General features: G+C 66.5%; 15 protein-coding genes. 6 read left to right on the top strand and 9 right to left on the bottom strand.

What is annotated here, in order from left to right; genetic code table 11:
- Positions 1 to 31: 31 nt before the first annotated feature.
- Both AC0QDI_RS13745 and AC0QDI_RS13740 read right to left on the bottom strand, forming a co-directional pair.
- Positions 32 to 424, bottom strand: a complete 393-nt coding sequence (locus AC0QDI_RS13745) for a hypothetical protein (RefSeq protein ID WP_474669046.1) — start codon at positions 422 to 424, stop codon at positions 32 to 34.
- 42 nt (positions 425 to 466) lie between these two features.
- Positions 467 to 739: a DUF7472 family protein gene (locus tag AC0QDI_RS13740; RefSeq protein WP_474669044.1), complete on the bottom strand. Its 273-nt coding sequence runs from the start codon at positions 737 to 739 to the stop codon at positions 467 to 469.
- A gap of 196 nt (positions 740 to 935) precedes the next feature.
- On the opposite strand from AC0QDI_RS13740, the gene AC0QDI_RS13735 reads away from it, so the two are divergent.
- The gene (locus AC0QDI_RS13735) at positions 936 to 1,559 is read left to right on the top strand and encodes an SWIM zinc finger family protein (RefSeq protein WP_474669042.1); all 624 of its coding nucleotides are present in this window, start codon (positions 936 to 938) and stop codon (positions 1,557 to 1,559) included.
- Positions 1,560 to 1,692: 133 nt separating this feature from the next.
- Complete coding sequence (locus tag AC0QDI_RS13730; protein WP_474669040.1) at positions 1,693 to 3,555, top strand: acyl-CoA dehydrogenase family protein; 1,863 nt, start codon at positions 1,693 to 1,695, stop codon at positions 3,553 to 3,555.
- 45 nt (positions 3,556 to 3,600) lie between these two features.
- Here AC0QDI_RS13730 and hjc read toward each other — a convergent pair whose 3' ends face one another.
- The 3 genes from hjc to AC0QDI_RS13715 form a co-directional block, all read right to left on the bottom strand.
- Positions 3,601 to 4,125 carry a Holliday junction resolvase Hjc gene (hjc, locus tag AC0QDI_RS13725; protein WP_474669039.1) on the bottom strand — a complete coding sequence of 175 codons (525 nt, stop codon included), beginning with the start codon at positions 4,123 to 4,125 and terminating at the stop codon, positions 3,601 to 3,603.
- Positions 4,126 to 4,194: 69 nt separating this feature from the next.
- Entirely contained in the window at positions 4,195 to 5,004 is an 810-nt protein-coding gene (locus tag AC0QDI_RS13720; RefSeq protein WP_474669037.1) for a lysostaphin resistance A-like protein, read from the bottom strand.
- Positions 5,005 to 5,100: 96 nt separating this feature from the next.
- Positions 5,101 to 10,479, bottom strand: coding sequence for a PAS domain S-box protein (locus tag AC0QDI_RS13715; RefSeq protein ID WP_474669035.1), 5,379 nt, complete (start codon positions 10,477 to 10,479; stop codon positions 5,101 to 5,103).
- Positions 10,480 to 10,750: 271 nt separating this feature from the next.
- Here AC0QDI_RS13715 and AC0QDI_RS13710 point away from each other — a divergent pair, with 271 nt between their 5' ends.
- Both AC0QDI_RS13710 and AC0QDI_RS13705 read left to right on the top strand, forming a co-directional pair.
- The gene (locus tag AC0QDI_RS13710; RefSeq protein ID WP_474669033.1) at positions 10,751 to 11,008 is read left to right on the top strand and encodes a HalOD1 output domain-containing protein; all 258 of its coding nucleotides are present in this window, start codon (positions 10,751 to 10,753) and stop codon (positions 11,006 to 11,008) included.
- Positions 11,009 to 11,158: 150 nt separating this feature from the next.
- Complete coding sequence (locus tag AC0QDI_RS13705) at positions 11,159 to 11,980, top strand: PAS domain-containing protein (RefSeq protein WP_474669031.1); 822 nt, start codon at positions 11,159 to 11,161, stop codon at positions 11,978 to 11,980.
- A 62-nt stretch (positions 11,981 to 12,042) separates the two neighbouring features.
- On the opposite strand, the gene AC0QDI_RS13700 is transcribed toward AC0QDI_RS13705, so the two are convergent.
- From AC0QDI_RS13700 to AC0QDI_RS13690, 3 genes are all read right to left on the bottom strand, one after another.
- The gene (locus AC0QDI_RS13700; RefSeq protein ID WP_474669029.1) at positions 12,043 to 13,332 is read right to left on the bottom strand and encodes an adenosylhomocysteinase; all 1,290 of its coding nucleotides are present in this window, start codon (positions 13,330 to 13,332) and stop codon (positions 12,043 to 12,045) included.
- Between the two features lie 174 nt (positions 13,333 to 13,506).
- Positions 13,507 to 14,373, bottom strand: a complete 867-nt coding sequence (locus tag AC0QDI_RS13695; protein ID WP_474669027.1) for a hypothetical protein — start codon at positions 14,371 to 14,373, stop codon at positions 13,507 to 13,509.
- 163 nt (positions 14,374 to 14,536) lie between these two features.
- On the bottom strand, positions 14,537 to 15,835 hold the full coding sequence (locus tag AC0QDI_RS13690) for an amidohydrolase (protein ID WP_474669025.1): 1,299 nt from the start codon (positions 15,833 to 15,835) through the stop codon (positions 14,537 to 14,539).
- Positions 15,836 to 15,929: 94 nt separating this feature from the next.
- On the opposite strand from AC0QDI_RS13690, the gene AC0QDI_RS13685 reads away from it, so the two are divergent.
- On the top strand, positions 15,930 to 16,577 hold the full coding sequence (locus AC0QDI_RS13685; RefSeq protein WP_474669023.1) for a stage II sporulation protein M: 648 nt from the start codon (positions 15,930 to 15,932) through the stop codon (positions 16,575 to 16,577).
- A 133-nt stretch (positions 16,578 to 16,710) separates the two neighbouring features.
- A complete protein-coding gene (locus tag AC0QDI_RS13680) occupies positions 16,711 to 17,646 on the top strand; it encodes a DUF4382 domain-containing protein (RefSeq protein WP_474669022.1) in 936 nt (311 codons plus the stop codon).
- 139 nt (positions 17,647 to 17,785) lie between these two features.
- Here AC0QDI_RS13680 and AC0QDI_RS13675 read toward each other — a convergent pair whose 3' ends face one another.
- Positions 17,786 to 20,488, bottom strand: coding sequence for a heavy metal translocating P-type ATPase (locus AC0QDI_RS13675; RefSeq protein ID WP_474669020.1), 2,703 nt, complete (start codon positions 20,486 to 20,488; stop codon positions 17,786 to 17,788).
- Positions 20,489 to 20,537: the final 49 nt, after the last annotated feature.

Genomic DNA, 20,537 nt, shown 5'->3' with positions numbered 1-20,537 from the left:
TAGTCGAAATGTGGTAATTCCGCTCGGTTCGTCACTTCTTCTGGGGCTCGTCGGACAGTTCGTCCGCCTGTCGCTGGATGTCCCGTAGCGCCCGTTCCTGCTCGCCGCGGGCGATACCGCCGGATTCGGCGTGTCGACCGTCGTACTGGTCCGAGGGGATCGCGTTCCAGACGCTCGAGTCCTCACCCTCGTCGTCGGCGGCCTCGCGATCGGCCGTGGACCCGTCCGTCGCGGCCAGTCGCCACAGGAGCGCGAGCGCGAGGACGGTCGGCCCCGCCACCGCGCCGGCGGCGACGACCGGGTCGACGATGGACAGGACGCCCACGAGCAGCGACGAACAGAGCAGCACGAGCACGACGACGGCGCCAGCTTGGCCGAAACGGAATCCGTTCGTTCGAGTCGAACTGGAGTCACCACTACCCATAGATGTTGTCAACTTTCCAAAGTGAAAAACGTACCGACGCCCTCAGAACGTTCCCTTCGCGTCCGCATCGTCGTCATCGTCGTTGGCCTCGAGGCCGTTCCCGGAGTCGTTGAGCAGGTACGCGAGAAGGATGCCGGCCGCGGTCATCAGGAGGATGAAGCCGGCGATGACCGCCACGAGCATCTGTCCGCCTTCGGGCGAGAGCGTGCTGTTCTCGGTCCCGTAGGAGGATCCGACGGCGATCATAGCCCCCAGCATAAGGAAGACGGTAGTAACGGCGACGACGATTTCGATGAGCTGTTCGCGATCGAGCATTGTCCCAGCGGTTTCGCCGGGCCGGTGAAAAGCGCTTCGAAGGGTCCCTCGTGGCGGATCGTCGACTGCGGTCGTCAGTCGTCCGCAGCCACCGTATAAACCGCGGCCATGATCTCGCAAGCAGGCCCGTTATGCTCGTCGAGCCCCTATCCATATCGAATAGCCAGCCGACCAGCGAACCCACTTCGACGCACCGATGAAAACAACAGCGTCACCGAAAGCACCGCTTCCCGTACCGTCCACAGACCACCTCACGAAGCGATCGCGCCGGGCGCGCACCGAACCGATGTCGGTCCTGCCGCTGGGCGACGGCCTCTACGAGGTCGAGTCCGCGAGCGACCACACCTACCTCGTCGACCTCGAGGCGGGTCGGTGCACCTGTCCGGATCACGTCTTCCGCGAGGCGCGCTGCAAGCACATTCGCAGAGTCGCGATCGAGATCACGGAGGGCCGGACCCCGCCGCCGGGCGAGGTCGCGGTCGACTGTCGCGACTGCGGCGAGACGATCTTCGTCGACGAGGACGAACCCGCGCCGTTCTACTGCGACGAGCACGCGATCTACGCGGGCGACACCGTCGTCGACCGCGAGACCGGCGATCGGCTCACCGTCGTCGACGTCTCGGAACTGCGGGCCGACGCGGTCGAAATCGGAGCTGCCGACACCACCGTCGCGGAGTACGAGACCAACGCGGACTACGATCCCGACGTCCCGGTCGTCGGCGCGATCTACCCCCACGCCACCGTCGCGCCCAACGGCGTCGTCCCCTCATCGCTGCGAGTCTACGTCTTCCCGCGGACGCGCCTCGAGAAGGCGACGTAGCGACTCGAGCCGGCTTCGCGGGGAGGTAGTGAGCCGGCAGACACCGCCGCTGCCGCCGCGTCGACAACGCCTTCCAACGCGCCGCCGGTTGACAGTACCCGTTTTCTTGTGGGACGGTATCGACTAGCGAGGCATGGGTTCGGGAATCGACTACGGCGAGTTCGACGAGGGACGACACGTGAACTACTGGGAACTCGACCGCACGCTCCGGCGCGAGCTGCGTCGGGTCTCCGACGCCGAGGCGTTCGAGTGGGGTGAACCCAGGCTCGCCGACTTCGGGGAGTTAATCGGCCACACCGTGGCGGACAACGCCGATTACGTCGACGACCACGGACCGGAACTCCGGGCCGACGACAAGTACGGCGACGTGCAGAACTACGTTCGCTATCCCGCCGAACAGCTCGAGAGCGACGAACTGGTCTACGAGTCGGGCGTCGTGGCCGACGCGTTCGAGGCCCCGCCCGGCCGCGACGAGCCGATGCCGTTCACTCACTTCCTCGCGATGTTACAGCTGCTGTGTTACGCCGACGCCGGCTTCGGCTGTCCCGTCGCGATGACCGCCGGCGCGGCGCACGTCTTGGAGCGCGTCGACGACGGCGACCTCGAGCCCTACTACCGGGGCCTGACCAGCCGCGACTACGACGAGCTGATCGAGGGCGCGATGTTCCTCACGGAAGAGCAAGGCGGCAGCGACGTGGGCGCGAACGAGACGACGGCGCGCTACGACGAGGAGGCGGGCTGCTGGCGGCTCACCGGCGAGAAGTGGTTCTGCTCCAATATCGACGCCGAGGGAACGCTCGCGCTCGCGCGGGTCGACGACGCGCCGGCGGGGACCGACGGGCTCTCGATGTTTCTCGTGCCCCACGGCGATCCCGACCAGGGCGTCCTGACCAAGGGCGACCGCCGCGAGTTCGAGGGGGCGCCGCCGGGAGACGCGCTCAACGATCAGCGCTACCGACGACTGAAGGATAAGCTCGGAACGATCGCCGTCCCGACCGGCGAAGTCCACTTCGAGGAGACGAAGGCGTTCCTCGTCGGCGAGCGAGAGGCGGGCTTCAGGCAGATGACGGAGATGCTCAACCTCGAGCGGCTGGCGAACGCCGCCGCCTCCTGTGGCGTCATGGGTCGGGCGCTGCTCGAGAGCAAGGTTCAGGCCGCCACCCGCGAGGCGTTCGGGAAGACGATCGACGAGTTCCCGCTGATGCGCGAGGACCTCGTCGACATGGCCGTCGACTACGAGGCCGCGACGGCGTACGTCCACGAGGTCGGCCGGCTGTTCTCGGAGCGCGAGCGAGCGCGGCGGAACGAGGAGTCGAGCGACGGGGGCGGGGGCTCACGGGGAGCGGACGGCGAGGACGACTATCGGCTGCTCCGCCTGCTGATCCCGATCGCCAAGCTTCGCACGGGCAGGATGGCCGTCGACACCGCCTCTTACGCGATGGAGATCCAGGGCGGGAACGGCTACGTCGACGACTTCGTCACCAATCGCTTGCTCCGGGACGCGCAGGTGCTGCCGATCTGGGAGGGAACCGAGAACGTCCTCTCGCTCGACGTGGTCCGCGCCTTAGAGCGCGAGGACGCCTACGAGCCGTTCGCGGCGGCGATCGAAGCGCGACTCGATTCGATTTCTCATCCCGCACTCGCGGACGCGGCCGAAACGGTGGTCGAGGAGTACGACGCGCTGACCGAGGCGCTCGTCGCGCTGGCCGACGAGGACCCCGAGTACGCCCAGCTCTCGGCCAAGCGGCTCGCTCACTACTGTTTCGAGGTGTTCACCGCCGCGCTGTTGCTCGAGGAGGCCCAGACCAACCTCGAGAGCGGCGACGGCCGGACGGCGCTCGTCGCGCAGCGATTCGTCGCGACGGAACTCGAAGACCAGGCGGCACGGGGAATCTCCGGCGGGGATCGGTTCGTCCTCGAGGCGTTCGAGTCGATCGTCCAGTACGCGCCGGTCGATCCCGAAACGATCTCGGAAACGGTGGCGGCCGACGACTGAGCGCCGGTCGCCGTTCGACCGCCGCGACGCCGGTCCGCGGACTGACTACTCGAGTGCGTTTGCGGCTTCCTCGACGTCCATCACGCCCTGCTCGACGGCGTTGAGTACGCGGAGTACGTCCTCGTCGGGCCCGGTATCGGCCCCGTCGTCGCCGACTTCCTCGAGCGTGACCTTCTCGGATCGGCCGGTGAACTCGGGGAAGTCGGTTCCCTCGGCGATGGCCGTCTCCTTCTTGACGCGGTAGTTGCCGCCGTCGGTCACGTGGAGGTCGCCGGGGTGGAAGAAGTACCAGTCCTCGCGGTCGAAGCGGATCCCGATGCGGGGTTTCGCGCCGAAGTTCTGCGCGAAGTAGATGAGCGCTTCGACCTCCTCGCCGGTGAGATAGATCGGATCGCCCGAACTCGATTTCGCCTCGATCGCGTAGAACTGTTCGCCGTCGCCGGCGAGCACGTCGGGGAGTTCGCGTTCGGTCGCAGAACCGCTGGCGGGCGCACGCATGACCGCGAAACCGGCCTCGTCGAGCGCGTTGACGAGTTCCCGCTCGCGGCGGTCGCCCTTCGCCTGAGACATACCCCACCGTCACCGCCCGCCGGTAATAAAGGAACTGACAGCGCGGTGGAAGTGGTCGATCGGTGCGGACTACACTCCCACGGCCGTCAACAGGTCGACGAGCATCGAGGTCGACGGTTCGGCGGTCTCGAGGCCGTACTCGAGGGCGATGTAGAGGATGCCGAACTGGATGGCGTTGAAGGCGGCGTGGGCGGCGATCGGCACGAAGAGGTTGTCCGTTTTCGCGTAGAGCAACCCGAAGATGATCGAGCCGCCGAAGACGATGACGACCGGAACGACGGTGGCGAGCAGCGATCCGGAGACGGCGTACGACAGGATGTGTATCAGCGCGAAGATGGCGCTGGCGATGACGACCGCCTGGAGCCGAGAGAACGCGTCGTAGAGGCGCTTCTGGACGATATTCCGGAAGAGGAACTCCTCGGCCGGCGCGTTGAAGAGGAAGACGATCGCGATCATGACGAGAACCATCGTCTGGTCGTCGCCGATGAATCCCGAGACCGAGTTTTCCGCGGTGGGAAGGGAGAGTAACTGGACGATCAGGCTGACGAGAACGTAAAACACGAAGCTCCCGAGGATGCCGGCGAGGATGTAGCCCCAGCCCCGTTTCGTCGGGGTTCGGAGGTCGACGTACGACCAGCCGCGGTCGGTCGCCGCGAGGTAGATTCCACCGGCGAGCGCGAAGCCGACGAAGTTCAGGGTCAACAGGAGCGCCCGACTCGAGATCGACGCCTCCATCGGTGACGTGGCTACCGACGGATCGAGCAGTATGGCCGGGAGGACCGTGAACTGACTGGCGAGGATACCGAACGCTGCCAGGCCGATCGCGACGAGCGTCGACCGGATCGGGCCGTCGTCGCGATGGCGTGCGGGCGTTTCCATGGGGAGACGTACGACGACGGGGGCCTTGGGCGTTGCTCATCCGAAACGGCCCGTCTCGCCGGGGAGCACCCTCGTCGAACGGACGTCGCCGATCGATCAGTCCGCGGGAACCGACAGCGCGTCCTCGAACAGCTGCGCCAGCAGTCGCTGCTGGCCGATCCGCAGGTGTCTGTTGACCGTCGGCTGCGTCACCGCGAGCAAGTCGGCGATCTCCTGGCCGGTGCTCTCGCGGGGCCACTCGAAGAAGCCGGCGAAGTAGGCCGTGCGAAGCACCTCGAGTTGCCGGTCGGTCAGCGCCTCGAACAGCGACGTGACGAGCTCGCTTCGCGTCCCCATCGATCGCTCGACGTGGCGGCGGGATCGGAGCTCGACGGTCGGATACCCCTCGCTGAGCATCTCGACGAACTCGCGAACGTCGGTGCCCGTCGAGACGTCGACGGTGAGCTCGATCCCCGTCGCGTCGGCGTGCATCGACCGCGGACTGCCGCCGTGGCGGACCAGCCGCGAGGCGATGACCTCGCCGGTGACGGTCGCCTCGAACCGACAGTCGCCGTCGGCCTCGCTGATGAGCCGGGAGTCCGTCACCGAGACGAGATCGTCGAGGACCGCGCGAACGTCGTCGGGGGAGACGCCGCTGGTCTCGAAGAACAGCAGCGTCTCGTCGCCGGAGTGGGTCCCCAGACCCGCGTACTCGACCAGAGAACCCGTCTTCGCCGCGATCCGAGACAGCAGGTCCTCCGAGCCCTCGATCCGAAGGGTCAACTCGAGCAGCGTTTCGGCGTGCAGCGCCTCCCGCGTTTTTGCGGCGGTGATCGCGTTCGCGATCCCCTCGCCGAGTTCCGTCATGACCGTCCGCTCGAGGTCGGCGAACGCGTCCGGTTCGTCGGCGTAGACCGTGAGGACGCCGTAGGAGTACTCGGCGTGCGAGATGGGGACGCTGATGACCGACTGGAACCCCCGGTCGACGGCCAGTCGCCGCCAGGGGTCGCCTTGCAGTCCCTCGACGACGTTCGAGACGACCGTCGGCGTCTCGGTCCGAGCGGTCCGGACGGCCGGCTCGGCCGATGCGTCGCCATCGAGGGAGACGTCGTCGAGATACTCCTGGCCGGTGCCCGCCCAGGCCCGGGGCTCGAGTCGGGTGCCGCCGGCGTCGAGCTGGCCGATCCACGCGAACGCGACGTCGTCGGCCTCGATCAGCCGCTCGGGGACGGTCCGTTCGATCTCCGCGCGGCCGTCGGCCCCGATCAGCGACTGATCGATCCGCCTGATGAGTTCGGTGATCTCGATCTGGCGGTGAAGCCGACGGTTCCGTTCCTCGAGTTCCGCCTCCCGCTCGCGGAGGTTCGCCTCGCTCTCGAGGCGATCGAACGCGGCCTCGGTCGTGGCGACGAGCGTCTCGATCAGCCGCCGGGCCTCGGTGTCGATCGGTTCGTCGCCCGACGCGACCGCGAAGACCCCGTGATCGCCGATCGGAACGACGACCCCGTTCTCGGCGTCCGGTCCGAACACCTGCGACCGATCGAACGACGCCGGATCGTCGACGACCGTCCCCGTTTCCGTCACGTAGGCGTTCCAGAGGACGGAGTCGGCGTCGCCGACGGCGACCGACGGCGGCCCCGAACGGAGCGCCGCGAACTCGTCGGTGTACGCGACGGGCTCGAACCGGTTCACGTCGGCGTTGAGGGCGTAGACGGCCACGCCCGACGCCTCGAGGATGTCCGCGGCCGTCTCGACGACGAGTTCAGCGACTTCCCGTTCGGTGTCGGTGCCGAGCAGGTCGCGGGCGGCGTCGTGGAGCGACTCGAGCGCAAGTTCCTGTTCCTTGTCCTCGGTGATATCCTGAATCGTTCCCCGAACGCCGACGATCTCGGCAGCGTCGGACCGCGTTCGACTGCTGGACGGACGCCGTCCCTCCTCGTCCTCCCAGACGGGCTCGCCGATAGAGCGAACCCATCGCACGTTGCCTTCGGCCGTCAGCATGCGGTGTTCGATCTCGTACCCGTCGCCGTGCTCGAGCGCTGCGTCGACGGTTTCGAGAACGGCCGGTCGGTCCTCCGAATGCGGGAACGAAGACGCGAGCTCGGGACCGACGACCGCATCCAGGGGGAGTTCGTACAGCCGACGCAACCCGTCCGTCAGGGTTACCGATTGCGAATCACCGCTACTGTCGAGTTCCCAGCCGCCGATGCCCGCGAGTCTCTCGGCCTGTTTGAGCAGCTCCGTCGTCCGCTCGAGTTCCCGTTCGTGCTCCTTTCGCTGCGTGATGTCGTTGTTGATCCCGACCAGACGCCTGCCCCCTTCCTCGTCGCTCACGAGTCGGCCGCGCGCCCCGACCCAGATCCAGTTCCCGTCCTCGTGTCGCAACCGGAACTCGGTCTGGAACAGTTCGTCGTTCTCGATCGCTCGATCGACCGCGGCCTCGAGACGGGGGACATCGTCTGGATGGACCCGCCGTCTGTAGGCGTCGAGCGTTCCCTCGAACGTCCCCGGTTCGAGTCCGATCAGCCGCTCGAGCGTCTCGTTCCAGACGACCGTCTCGGATTCGAGATCGCGTTCCCAAACCCCCGTGTTCGTCCCCTTCAGGGCCAGTTCGAGGCGGCGTTTCGTCTCGCGGAGGTCTCGTTCGCGCTCCTTCCGTTCTGTCACATCGCGACTGATCGCGATGAACCGATTTTCGTTCTCGAGGTCGATACAAATCAGGTGTATTTCGACGGGGAACGTCGAGCCGTCGCGACGCCGATACTCACCCTCGAACTTCCGCCGTTCACCGACCGACAGCTCCTCGAGCAAGGTCACGACATCGTCCGCGTCGAACAGGCGGTCGTGCTCCCAGATGTTCGTACCGATCAGTTCGTCCGCATCGTAACCCAGCTCGTCGGAAAGCATTCGATTCGCATCGACGATCGTTCCCCCGGTATCGAGCACGTTGATCATATCGGGGGAGTTCTCGAACAGCGCTTCGAGCCGCGCGCTCGTCGCTTCGAGTTCGCGTTCGCGTTCCTTGCGCTCAGTGATATCGCGGATGACGCCCGCGGTCCCGGCGAACCCGCCGTCAGTCGTCGGCAACAGCGACACGTGATTTTCCGCGTCGAGCACGTCACCGTGAACGGTCTCGAGGGCCATCTCGAACGTCCGAGACGGTTCGTCGGCGCGGAGCAGGTCGCGGATCCGCTCCCTGGCCGTCTCGAGGTCCCCGTCGGCCATCATCGTCGAAACGTGCTCGCCGATCAGCTCGTCGGGATCGTAGCCGGTGATCGGCGTGAGAGCGTCGTTCAGGAAGGTAAAGCGGCCCTCGGCGTCGATCGTGTACACCAGTTCGTCCAGCGCCTGGATGATCGTCTCGGCGCGCTCGAGTTCGCGCTCGCGCTCCTTGCGCTCGGTGATGTCCTGAAACGAGCCGCGGAGTTTGACGACCTCGCCGTCGCCGGACCGCGATCGGCCGTCGGCGGTGCGGTATTCCGCTCCGCTCTCGAAGACCGGTTCGCCGATGGCCCGAACCCATCGTCGATCGCCGTCCTCCGTCGCGATGCGGAGTTCGAGATCGTACCGCTCTCCGTCCTCGATCGCGCGCTCGACCGCCTCGCGAACCCGCGGTCGATCGTCGGGGTGGTAGAATCCGAGCGACCGCTCGAGATCGACCGTCTCGTCGGACGAAACGCCGTGTATTCGGCGAACCTCGGCGGTCCACCATAGCTCGGACGGCTCCTCGGTTACGTCGAGTTCCCACGCGCCGATCTTCGCCAGCCGCTGGGACTGTTCGAGCAGGTGCGTGGTTCGCTCGAGACGGGTCTCGCGCTCGCGGAGGCGGTGTTCTTTTTCCCTGCGCTCGGTGATGTCCCGGCCGATTCCGACTTCGACCGGTCGCCCGTCGGGAGCCTCGAGGACCGACGCGACGAACTCGTAGGGGATCCGCTCGCCCGATTTCGTTTGCATCGCCGCCTCGACCCGCGTCTCGCCCGTCTCGAAGGCCTCTTCGATCGAGTCTCGGATGGCCGACCGGTTTTCCTCGTCGAAGAAGTCCAGGGCGTCCATCGACTCGATCTCGGCGTCCGAATACCCCGACACCTCGACCAGCGTCTCGTTCCAGCGCTGGAACGCCCCGTCCTCGTCGAGGACGTAGAACACGTCGTCCAACGCGTCGAGGACGTCGTTCGTGAACTGCTCGTATCGCTCGAGCCGTCGCTCTTTGTCCCTGCGCTCGCTGATGTCGCGGCCCACGCCGGCGATGATTCGATCGCCCGCGGGGTTCTCGAGGGCCGAGCCAACGAACTCGTAGGGAATCCGCTCGCCGTCGCTGGTCACGAGCGGGACGTCGATGCGCGCCGATCCGGTTTCGAGAACCGTCTCGATCGCGGTCGTGATCCGGTCGTGGTCGGCCTCGTCGAAGAAGTCCAGGGCGTGCATCGACTCGGTCTCGGCGGCGGTGTAGCCGGTCGCCTCGCACAGGCTCTCGTTCCACCGCAGCACCTCGCCGTCCTCGTCGAGCAGATAGACGACATCGTCGACGGCGTCGAGCATGTCGTCGGTGAACTGCCGGGCTCGCTCGAGGCGTCGCTCGCGCTCTTCGATCCGTCGGACGTACGTGCGCCGCTCGACGGCCTGGCTCAGCCAGCGGCTCATCAGATCCACGAACGACTTTTCGGCGGCCGTAAACGGCCGGTCCCGGGAGTCGCGGTTCAGAAAGCAAAGCGTCCCGTGGAGTTCGCCGTCGACGACGATCTTGCCGCCGAGGTAGCAACTGATACCGCGTTCGTCGGCTGCCGGGTGTGAGCCCCGACCCGTCGCCTCGGCGTCGTAGATTCCCAGAATATCGTCGGACGTGATCGTGTCTCGACAGTAGATCGTCGAGAGATCCAGTACCGCCCCCTCGAGTTCGTCCTCGTGGCCGACGGCCGTCTCGACCTCGTACCGGTCGGTCGACTCGTCGATTCGGGAGACGAGCCCGGTCTCGAGCCCCAGCCGGTCACAGCCGAGCTCGAGCAGCCGTCGGATCTTCGCCTCGCCCCGGAGTTCGGGATCGGACGTGACCCGGTAGAGGTCACGTCGGTCGCGGTCGCTCTCGGCGCGTCGCCGTTCGCGCTCGCGCACCGCGACCGTCAGGTCCTCGATGACCTCGGACAGTCGACCGACCTCGTCGTCCCGATCGATCGAGACGTCGATGGCGTCGGCGATATCGGCCGGTTCGTCGGCGCGGTCCGCCTCGATCGACGCGGGATCGTTCTCGATGCGCGAAACGAACTGTCGGAGTCCGTCGGTGAGGCGCTCGATATCGGTCGGTCCGTCGGAGCCGCTCCGCGCGGCGAGTCCCACGACGAGCAGTCCGGGTTCCGTCGCTACACCGATCCCTCGCACGGTGAGATCGAGAGGTGCTATCCCGACGATACCGATCACCACGCCGATCGCTCCGAGCAAACCCGCGATCGAACGCGTCGTGGCGTTCGCGAGCAGCCCGCGACAAACTGCGATACCGACCATAGGCCACCTACGGAGTGACCGCCAATGATATGCGCGGTTTGTTTTCTCGTCGATACGCGAATATTTAGAGACGATCTGTTCCGGTGTAATCCGGGCCAGTGGCGAGAGAGGCGGTCGGAATCTGTGCCAGGGAACCACCGCCGAGAACGGGAAAACCTCGCCGCTGACTCGCGAACGGAACCGGGTACTATACACGTAGTGTCGAAACTGCATCGGCATTACGTGTATAACGACCAAGCGGATACGGGCCGCTCGCGTTGCTCCGACTACAATGACTGGAACCACGGTAGAACAGTATAGCGATTCGATCAGTCTTCGCGTCGTCGAGGCGCTCGCGACGGCGACCGGAACCGCCGCACACGAACTCGAGCCCCTGTACAGCGTCGTCGATCCCGAGGCGCTCGATCAGCTCTTCGAACGGGGAACGAACGACGGGGTTCGGGTCACGTTCGAATACGGCGATTCGCTGGTCGAGGTGCGAAGCGACGGCACCGTCAGCGTCGACGGGATCGTCCATGAGAGCGGGTGAGCGCCGGCGGATCGAGACCACTTCGACGGACGAAAACGACGTGAGACGGCGACCGACGGATATGAACGGGCCGAGCCGACGATCGGCGGGCGCGATCCGATCCCGAACCGAACGCGGTCGCGCAACGAGACTCTGCCGGGGCCGAAACCAATGTTGAAATCAACTACTGCAGTCCCCGAACCGACCGTTCGAGAGCGGCCAGTACAGCTTCGTCTCCTCGTCGTCGGCCGCGAGTGCGACGCGGTCGAACGCGCCTTCGACGACGAGACCGAAGTGACCGTCGAGTCGGTCCCCGCGCTCGAGAACGCACGGCCCCGACTCGACGACGTCGACTGTCTCGTCGTGCAGTCGCCGCGGGTGGCGGACGACCGCGGTGAAGAGCGCGACGAAAGCGGCGGGTCGATCGCCGAGAGCGCGGACGACATCGCCGATTCCCTCGAGACGATCAGGACCGACGCGCCCGAACTGCCGGTCCTCGTCCTCGCGGACGAACTTACGCCCGCACTGACGCGGACGGTCCGCTCGGACGGGTGGACCGCCGTCGTCGAACGGGACGAGACGCTCGCGCTGCTCGCCGACCGCGTTCACGATCTCCTCGAGCGCCACCGGCTGACGAAACTCGCGCAACGATCGCTGGCGAGCGTGGAGTTCGCCGGCGATGCGATCGCGATCGTCGACCCCGACGGCGACGTCCAGTTCGCGAGTCGCTCCTTCGCCATGCAGTTTGGCTCCGGTCGCGACGACCTCGCCGGAACCCCGTGGCAGGCGCTGTTCACCGACGCGGCCGTTTCCCACCTCGAGTCGGCGGCGCTCCCGACCGTCGCGGAGGGATGGCGGTGGACCGGCAGCTGCACCGGCCGTCGGCAAACGGGCGCGACCTTCCCGGCTCGCGTTCGGCTCGGCGGCCTCGAGGACGGAAGCCTGGTGTTCGCGATCGACGAATCCGAGGGCAACGACGGGCTCGAGGAGTGAGCTACTCGGACGCGACTACGGGAACCGGTCGCACGTCCCCTGCACCGAAACGACGGTGCGAGCTACGTTCCGTGGTCCCAGCTACCCATGTAGTCGCGCTGGGTGTCCGTCAGCGAATCGAAGTCGACGCCTTCCGCCTCGAGTTTGATCTCGGCGATCTCCGTGTCGAGATCGTCGGGGACGTCGTGGACGCCGGCGTCGTACTCGTCGCTGTTCTCGAGCATCTCGCGCACGCAGACGGCCTGGACGCCGAAGGACTGGTCCATGACCTCGACGGGGTGGCCCAGCGAGACGGGCGCGGCGAGGTTGACGAGTCGCCCCTCGGCGATGACGTTCAGCTTGCGACCGTCGTCCATCTCGTAGGCTTCGACGCCGTCGCGAGCCTCGTAGCGGTCGACCGCGAGGTCGTCGAGCGCCTCGAGATCGATCTCGATGTCGAAGTGGCCCGCGTTGGCGAGCAAGACGCCGTCTTTCATCTCTTCGAAGTGCTCCTCGACGACGACGTCTCGGTTGCCCGTCGTCGTCAGGAAGACGTCGCCGACCTCGGCGGCCTCGGCCATCGGCATGACATCGTAGCCCTCCATGTGGGCCTCGAGCGCGCGCCGGGGCTCGACTTCGGTGACGATGACGTTCGCGTTCTGGCCGGAGGCCTTCTTCGCGACGCCCTTCCCGCAGTAGCCGTAGCCCGCGACGACGACGTTCTTGCCGGCCCACGAGAGGTTCGTGGTCATGGCGATCGAGGCCAGCGAGGACTCGCCGGTGCCGTGGACGTTGTCGAAGAGGCGCTTCATGGGCGTGTCGTTGACCGCGAAGACGGGGTAGTCAAGCGCCCCGTCCGCGTCCATCGCTCGCAGGCGGTGAACGCCGGTGGTGGTCTCCTCGCAGCCGCCGACGATGCCGTCGATCAGTTCGGGGTAGTCCTCGTGGATCGCCGCGACGAGGTCCATCCCGTCGTCGACGGTGACCGTCGGCTCGTGGGCGATGACGGCCTCGATCGCGGCGTAGTACTCCTCGTCGTCGACGCCGCGTTTGGCGTAGCTGGTGATGTTCTCGTGCGTGTCGAGCGCCGCGCTCACGTCGTCGTGGGTCGAAAGCGGGTTGCAGCCCGTGACTGCGACTTCGGCCCCACCCTCGGCGAGCGTCTCGACGAGGATCGCCGTCTTCGCCTCGACGTGCATCGCCATCCCGATGCGCTCGCCCGCGAAGGGCTGGTTCGCGACGAACTCCTCGCGAACGCGCTCGCAGATCGGCATGTGTTGGGCGGCCCAGTCCATCTTCCGGCGTCCCTCCTCGCGAGCGGACTCGAGATCCTCGAGTTGCTCGCTGATCGGGGGATACTCGGTGTCGGTCATGGGTCGACTGAGTGCGACCGTGGCCAAAACGGTACCGAAGCGTTTCGGCGGTCGCGTCCGGCCCGCTCGGTGTCAAATGCGATCGGCCTCGCTGCGGACTGAAAAACTGATCGGCGGAAAACGGTGGGTGGTGGCCGCGTACGCTACGTGCCTCTGTGATCGCTGACGCCGTGATCAGGCGTCTGTCTGCGTGTCTTCGGTGTCGTCGTCTTCGGCGTCAGCGTCGTCGGTTTCGGTGTCGTCCGAATCCGACGGGCCGGCGTGGGACGGTGGGCCCCGCTCGTCGTCATCGTCCGCATCGTCGGTACTCGAGGGGCCGGCGTGGTCCGGCGGTCCTCGTTCGTCATCGGTCTCGTTCCCGTCGGTTTCGTCGTCAGCCGGCGAGTTCGCGTGGGCCGGTGGGCCTCGCTCGTCGTCATCGTCGTCGGCCGGCGGGCCGGCGTGACTCGGCGGACCGGCGTGGGCCGGCGCGTTCCCCGGATTGTTCTGGACGACGAAGCTCGCGATCGAGAGCCCGATCGACGCGTTGGTGTCGTTCGAGTCGTTTTGCTGCGTCTGGACGTACTCGGAGACGATCGCACCGAAGTTCGTCGCGGATTCGTCGTCTTCGTCGGTCTCGTTACCGTCGTCGGTCTCGTTGCCGTCATCGCCGTCAGTTTCGTTTTCGGTCTCGTTACCGTCGTCACCTGCCGCGTCGTCCGCGGTCAGCGTCACCGTCGTCGTTGCGGTGTCGTTCTCAGCCGTGGCGGTGACCGAGACCTCGACGTCCGCCGCAGGGGTCGGGAGTTCGACCGTTCCGTCGTCGTCGGTCGTGTACTCGCCAGCTCCCGCGTACGAGGTGTCGTTTCCAGTCGTCGTTACGTCGACGGTCGCGTTCGCGACCGCAGTGTCGTTCGACGTCACCGTGACGACGATATCGTCACCGTCGTCGACGGCCACTGCGAGATCGTTATCGTCTTCCTGTGCCGCCACGCCTGCCGATGCGAACACGGACAGGATCATGACGGCGACCAGTGTCATCGTCAGTAGTCGGTTCTTCATTCGCCCGTGACTTTCAACCTTTGTTAGATAAACCCCGACGGCGGTTCTCGTCGTTCGCCCGGAATAGAAACCGTTTGAAAATAGTTCTAAGGGTTTATTCGTCCGTTAGAGGGTTTACCTCGAAGCGGAGATTGCGCCAAATCGAACGGTTCGAACCCGGCGATCACTCGGCGACGCGGGCCGTCAGCGACTCGGCGGCCTCGAGCGCCCGCTGGCGGACCGCCGCTTCCTCGAGCGTCAGTACCTCGCGGTCGCGCATGAGCACCCGGCCGTCACAGACGGTGTGGCGCACGTCGGCGGCCGCCGCCGCGTACGCGAGGTGGCTCACGAGGTCGTGGGGCGGCGTCAGGTGCGGTTGCTCGAGGTCGATCACCGCGAAATCGGCCGGTGCGCCCGCCTCGAGGCGACCCGACTCGAGGCCGATCGCGTCGGCGCTCCCCCGCGTCGCGAGGTCGACGACCGCTTCGGCGGGCACCGCGCTGGCGTCGGCGGCGGCGAGCTTGCCCAGCATGGCCGCGTCGCGGGCCTCGTCGAGCATCGAGAGGTCGTTGTTCGAGGCCGCGCCATCCGTGCCGAGTCCGACGGTGACGCCGGCCTCGAGCATCCGCTGGACGGGAGCCATCCCGCTCGCGAGTTTCATATTCGAGGCCGGGCAGTGGATCACGCCGGTGCCGGCCTCGGCGAGCAGGTCGATCTCCCGGTCGTCGACGTGAACGCCGTGTGCGACGAAGTCCTCGGGCTCGAGGAGCCCGTGCTCGGCGGCGTACTCGAGCGGGCGCTGGCCGTGTTCGTCGACGATCGGCGCGACCTCGTCCGCGGTCTCGTTAGCGTGGTAATGAATCGGGACGCCCGCCTCGCGCGCGTCGGGGACGAACTCCGCGAGGTACTCGCTTCCGACGGTCGTCAGCGAGTGGGGCATAAAGGCCGTCGAGATCCGCCCGTCGGCCGCGCCGTCGTACTCGCGGGCGATCTCGAGGCTCGTTCGCGCGTCGTCGCGCGCGGCCTCGCCGTCCTTGCCGACGGTGACGATTCCGTGGCCGAGGCGGGCCCGGAGCCCCGCGTCCTCGACCGCGGCGGCGACCTCGGGGACGTGGAAGTACATGTCCGCGAAGGCGGTCGTTCCGGATTTGATCAGCTCGAGCAGCCCCAGTTCCGCGCCGACGCGAACGTCGTCGGGCGTCAGCGCTCCCTCGGCGGGCCAGATGTCCTCCTGAAGCCACGCCTCGAGGGGCTTGTCGTCGGCGTACCCCCGGAGAAGCGACATGGCGACGTGGCAGTGGCCGTTGACGAACCCCGGCGTCACGAGCGAGTCGGCGGCGTCGAGCGTCTCGTCGGCGTCGCCCGCGAGATCGGGACCGATCTCGAGGATCTCGCCGCGTTCCTGATCGACCAGTACGTCGGCAGTCGCCACCGTCAAATCGGGACGAAGGACCCGCCCGTCGGTAATCGCAAGCGTCGTCATAGGTGCAGGATTCTCGTCGGGCGGCCTTAGCCTGTCGATGGCCGCCCGCGAGACGAGCCGCGGGCTTTATGCGTTATTTCGGAAATATAAGACTATGAACGAACGGACCCAACGCGAGCGCGACCGCTCCACCGGCGGCTATCCGCCGCGCGAAGCGCTCGCGGACGCGTGGGACGAACACAGCCGATACGTCGGCTTCGCCGCCGCCCTGTTCGCGTTCGGGATCGTCGTCGGCATCGCGCTGATGGCCGCCGGCTACAACCTCCTCGAGATCATCCAGGAAGCGGTCGGGCAGCCGTTGTTTCCGGACATCAGCGACCGAAGCAGGGTCGAACTCGCGCGCTTCCTGCTCATCAACAACACGCGGGCGTTCCTGCTCTCGATCCTCGGCGCGCTCACCCTCGGCCTCCTGACCGCGTGGTCGATGCTGTTCAACGGCGTCATCGTCGGCAACGTCGGCGCGTACATCGCCAGTAGCGACGGCATCGGCTTCATCCTCGTCGGCCTGCTCCCGCACGGAATCTTCGAACTCCCCGCGCTCTTCATCGCCGCCGGCGTCGGCTTCCGGCTGCTGTACCGGGTCGGCCAGCGGCTTCGCGGGTCGCGCGACGCGATCCTCACGAGACGCTACCTCTACCGGACCGGCCTCCTCGTCCTCGCCGGGTGGCTGTTACTCGTCGTCGCCGCCGTCGTCGAGGCCTTCGTCACGCCCGCGCTGCTCGAGGCGCTGTTCGCCGCCTGACTCGAGTGACGAGCAACGGTCTGACTGAAACGGCGATTCGAACCACTGGTATCCCGGTTTTGGAGCGTCTGAACGGTTGTGAACGGATCGAATCGTCGACTCCCTTTTATCGAATGACTGACTCTCACTGCGTATGAACAGACAAGCGGTCCAACTGATACTCGTTGCAGCCCTCGTCGCCATTGCCGGCTGCGCCGGCGGGCTGGGCGGAACGCCGGACAGTAATTCACCGACCGACGACTCGTCCACGACGGACTCGAGCGACGGTGGGATGGGGACGGCCGCGTTCTACGTCAGCGACGACCCGAGCGTGATCGACGATTTTCAACACCTCAACGTGACGATTACGAAGGTCGGATTCAAGCGGACCGGTGATCTGAGTGACGACGATTCGAACGAGACCGACAGTAGCGGGAACGAAACTGACGGGGACGACGAGAACGAGTCCGACGACGGCAACGAAACGTCGCCCGACGATTCGGACGAGGAAAACGAAACTGACGACGGGGAGAGGGACGACGAGGCGGCAAGCGAGGAGAAAGACGGAGAAGACGAGACGGAAGAGAAAGACGACGACGGCGGCAACGACGAGGAGTGGATCGAGTACGATGTCGACAATCGGACGGTCGACCTCACCGAGTTGAAAGGCGCGAACGCGTCCATGATAGACGAGTTCGAGTTGCCGGCCGGCGACTACGAGAAAGTCTTCATCTACGTCAGCGACACCGAAGGCATCCTGACCGACGGGAGCGAGACGAAGGTGAAACTACCGAGCAACAAGCTCCACCTAAACACGGGATTCACCGTCGGTAACGGCGAGCGGGTCGACTTCGTCTACGACATCGCGCCGCACAAGGCCGGGAAGAGCGGGAAGTACATCCTCAAGCCGGTGATCAGCCAGAGCGGAACGAGCGACGATCAGGAGATCGTCGATATCGACGAGAAGAGGGACGAGAAGGACGAACCCAAAGACGAGGGCGAAGACGAAGAAGAGACGGAAGACGAAGAGCAAACAGAAGACGAAGCGGAGCAGAAAGCCGACGACGAGGAATCGTCGACCCAGAACTAACGGAATCCAAAGCGTCGGCGGACGCGACGCGGGAGATTCACTCGAGACGGACGAGTGATGGTTCGGTCACCGCCGCTCGGACCGAACGCTATTTTACGATTGGATCGACGGCTGCCCGGAAGCCGTTCATACGAACCAATCAACGGCGGAGCCGTCCGAACAGCTCGTAGTCGCGGTCGGGCGTGTACCGACGGAAGAGCAGGCTGTTCGAGAGGACCGACACCGAGGACAGCGCCATCGCGCCGGCCGCGAGCACGGGCTGGAGCAGCCCCAGCGAGGCCAGCGGGATCATCGCGGTGTTGTAGCCCAGCGCCCAGACGAGGTTCTGCTTGATCTTCTGGAGGGTGGCCTCGGAGATGCGGATGGCCTTCACCACGTCGAGCGGATCGTCGCGCATCAGCGTCACGTCCGCGGCCTCGATGGCCACGTCCGTCCCCGAACCGATCGCCGTGCCGACGTACGCGACCGCGAGCGCCGGTGCGTCGTTAACGCCGTCGCCGACCATCATGGCCTTGCGGCCCGCCGACTGCACGTCTTCGAGCGCGTCGGCCTTGTCCTCGGGGAGGACTCCCGCGCGGACGTTTTCGGGGTCGATGCCGACCCGCTCGGCCACGGCGCGGGCCGTTCGCTCGTTGTCGCCGGTGATCAACATCACGTCCAGCCCGCGCTCTCGCAGCGCGGCGACGGCCTCGGCCGAGCTCTCCTTGACGGTGTCGGCGTCCGCGACCGCGCCCGCGACCGCGCCGTCGACCGCGACCAGCATCGCGGTCTTGCCTTCGTCCTCGAGCCGTTCCATCGCCGCTTCGGCGGGCGACGGATCGACGTCGTCGCCCTCGAGCAGCCGCCGGTTGCCGACCAGGACCTCGCGGCCGTCGACGGTCGCCCGGACGCCCTGTCCCGGAACGTTCTCGAACGACTCGGGATCGGATAGCTCGAGGCCGCGCTCCTCGGCCCCCTCGACGATGGCCTGCGCGAGCGGGTGTTCGCTGTCGCGCTCGGCGCTGGCGGCGAGTCGGAGCACCTCGTTCTCGTCGAGACGTTCGCGGGCCGCGAGCGCCCCACCGTCGAACCGCGGGTTCGACGAGGATCGCCTCGTCTCGTCTTCTCGCGGGCTTCGCCGGCTCGAACGGCCCGAGGAGCTGCGCTCCTCGCTGCTCGGCTCACCGCCGTCGGCGGCCGGTTCGCCGCCGTCAGCGGCCGCCGCTGTCTCCCCATCCTCGAGCGCGACCACGTCGGTCAGCGTCATCTCGCCGGTCGTCAGGGTGCCGGTCTTGTCGAAGACGACGGTGTCGACATCCTTCGCGCGCTCGAGGATGTCACCTCCTTTGAACAAGACGCCGTTTTGCGCGCCCAGCGTGGAGCCGACCATCGTCGCCGCGGGCGTGGCGAGACCGAGCGCACAGGGGCAAGCGATCAGCACCGCGGAGGCGAAGACGACGATCGCGAACTCGAACGTCGAAAGTGCGGCCGGACCGCCGCCGACCAGTCCCCACAGGGGAAGCCCGCCGACGAACCCGGCCAGCGCCTCGGGGAAGAGGAACCAGACCAGTCCCCAGAACGTCGCGTTCAGGATGACCGCGGGGACGAAGTACGCCGAGATGCGATCGGCGAGGTTCTGGATTTCCGGTTGGCGGGACTGTGCCTCTTTGACCGTCTGGACGATCCCCTGCAGGGCCGTGTCCTCGCCGACCTTCGTCGCCTCGACGGTCAACACGCCGTTCTCGTTGATCGTCGAGCCGATCACCTCGTCGCCTTCCTCCTTCTCGACGGGGACGGACTCGCCGGTCACCATCGACTCGTCGACCGCGGACTGGCCGTCGACGACGACGCCGTCGGTCGGCACCTTCTCGCCGGGCCGAACCTTCATCCGGTCGCCGACCGCGACGTCCTCGAGGGGCACCTCTTCCTCGTTCCCCTCGTCGTCGACCAGCGTGGCCGTCTCGGCCTCCATCTCGAGGAGTTTTCGCAGGGCCTCGCCGGCCTGGCCTTTCGAGCGGGCCTCGAGGTAGTTTCCCAGCGTGATGAACACGAGGATCAACGCGGCGGTGTCGAAGTACATGCTGCCTGCCAGCAGTCCCAGCAAGACGACGAGGCTGTAGACGTACGCCGTCGACGAGCCCAGCGCGATCAGCACGTCCATGTTGGCGCGCCGGTTCTTCACGAGCGCGTTGTAGGAGTTGACGTAGAACGGGCGGCCCAGGACGAGCTGGACCGGCGTCGCGAGCAAGAACTCGAGCCAGCCGAACTCGATCCCGAAGACGGTCTCCGGCACGAGCGCCCCGCCGAGCAGGAACTTATCGGCGAGGAAGAGCAGGAACGGGGCCGACAGAACGGCACCGAAGATCGTCAGCCGACGCTGCTTTCGCAGTTCCGTCTGTCGGGCCGCGTCGCGGCGTTCCTGGTCCGATTCGCCACCCGACTCGTCGCGGACTGGCGTGTAGCCGGCCCGCTCGATCGCCCCGTAGAGCTCGGAGAGCGAGACATCGTCGGGATTGTACGCGACGGTCGCCTCGTCGGTCGCGTAGTTGACGTCCGCGTCGATGACGCCGGGCACGTCCTCGAGCGCCGACTCGTTCGTCTCGGCGCAGTTCGCACAGGACATGTCCGTGATCCCGATCGACCGGCTCGCGCGTTCGGCGCTGTAGCCGGCCGTCTCGATGGCCTCGTAGATCTCGGCGAGCGATACCACGTCGGGGTCGTACTCGACGGTCCCGTCGTCGGTCGCGTAGTTGGCGTTCGCCTCGCTCACGCCGTCGAGGGACTCCAGGGCATCGCTGATCGTCTGCGAACAGTTCGCACAGCTCATGCCCCGGATATCCAGGTGTGCGGTCCGGGTACTCATTACTGGGTACTAGGTGATCCCGCCTTACCCACTTTACTGGATAGAATCT

The sequence above is a fragment of the Natrinema sp. LJW11 genome (assembly GCF_056135975.1).
Note: the sequence above shows the minus strand (reverse complement) of the source record. Positions and strands in the feature narration are given on the sequence as shown.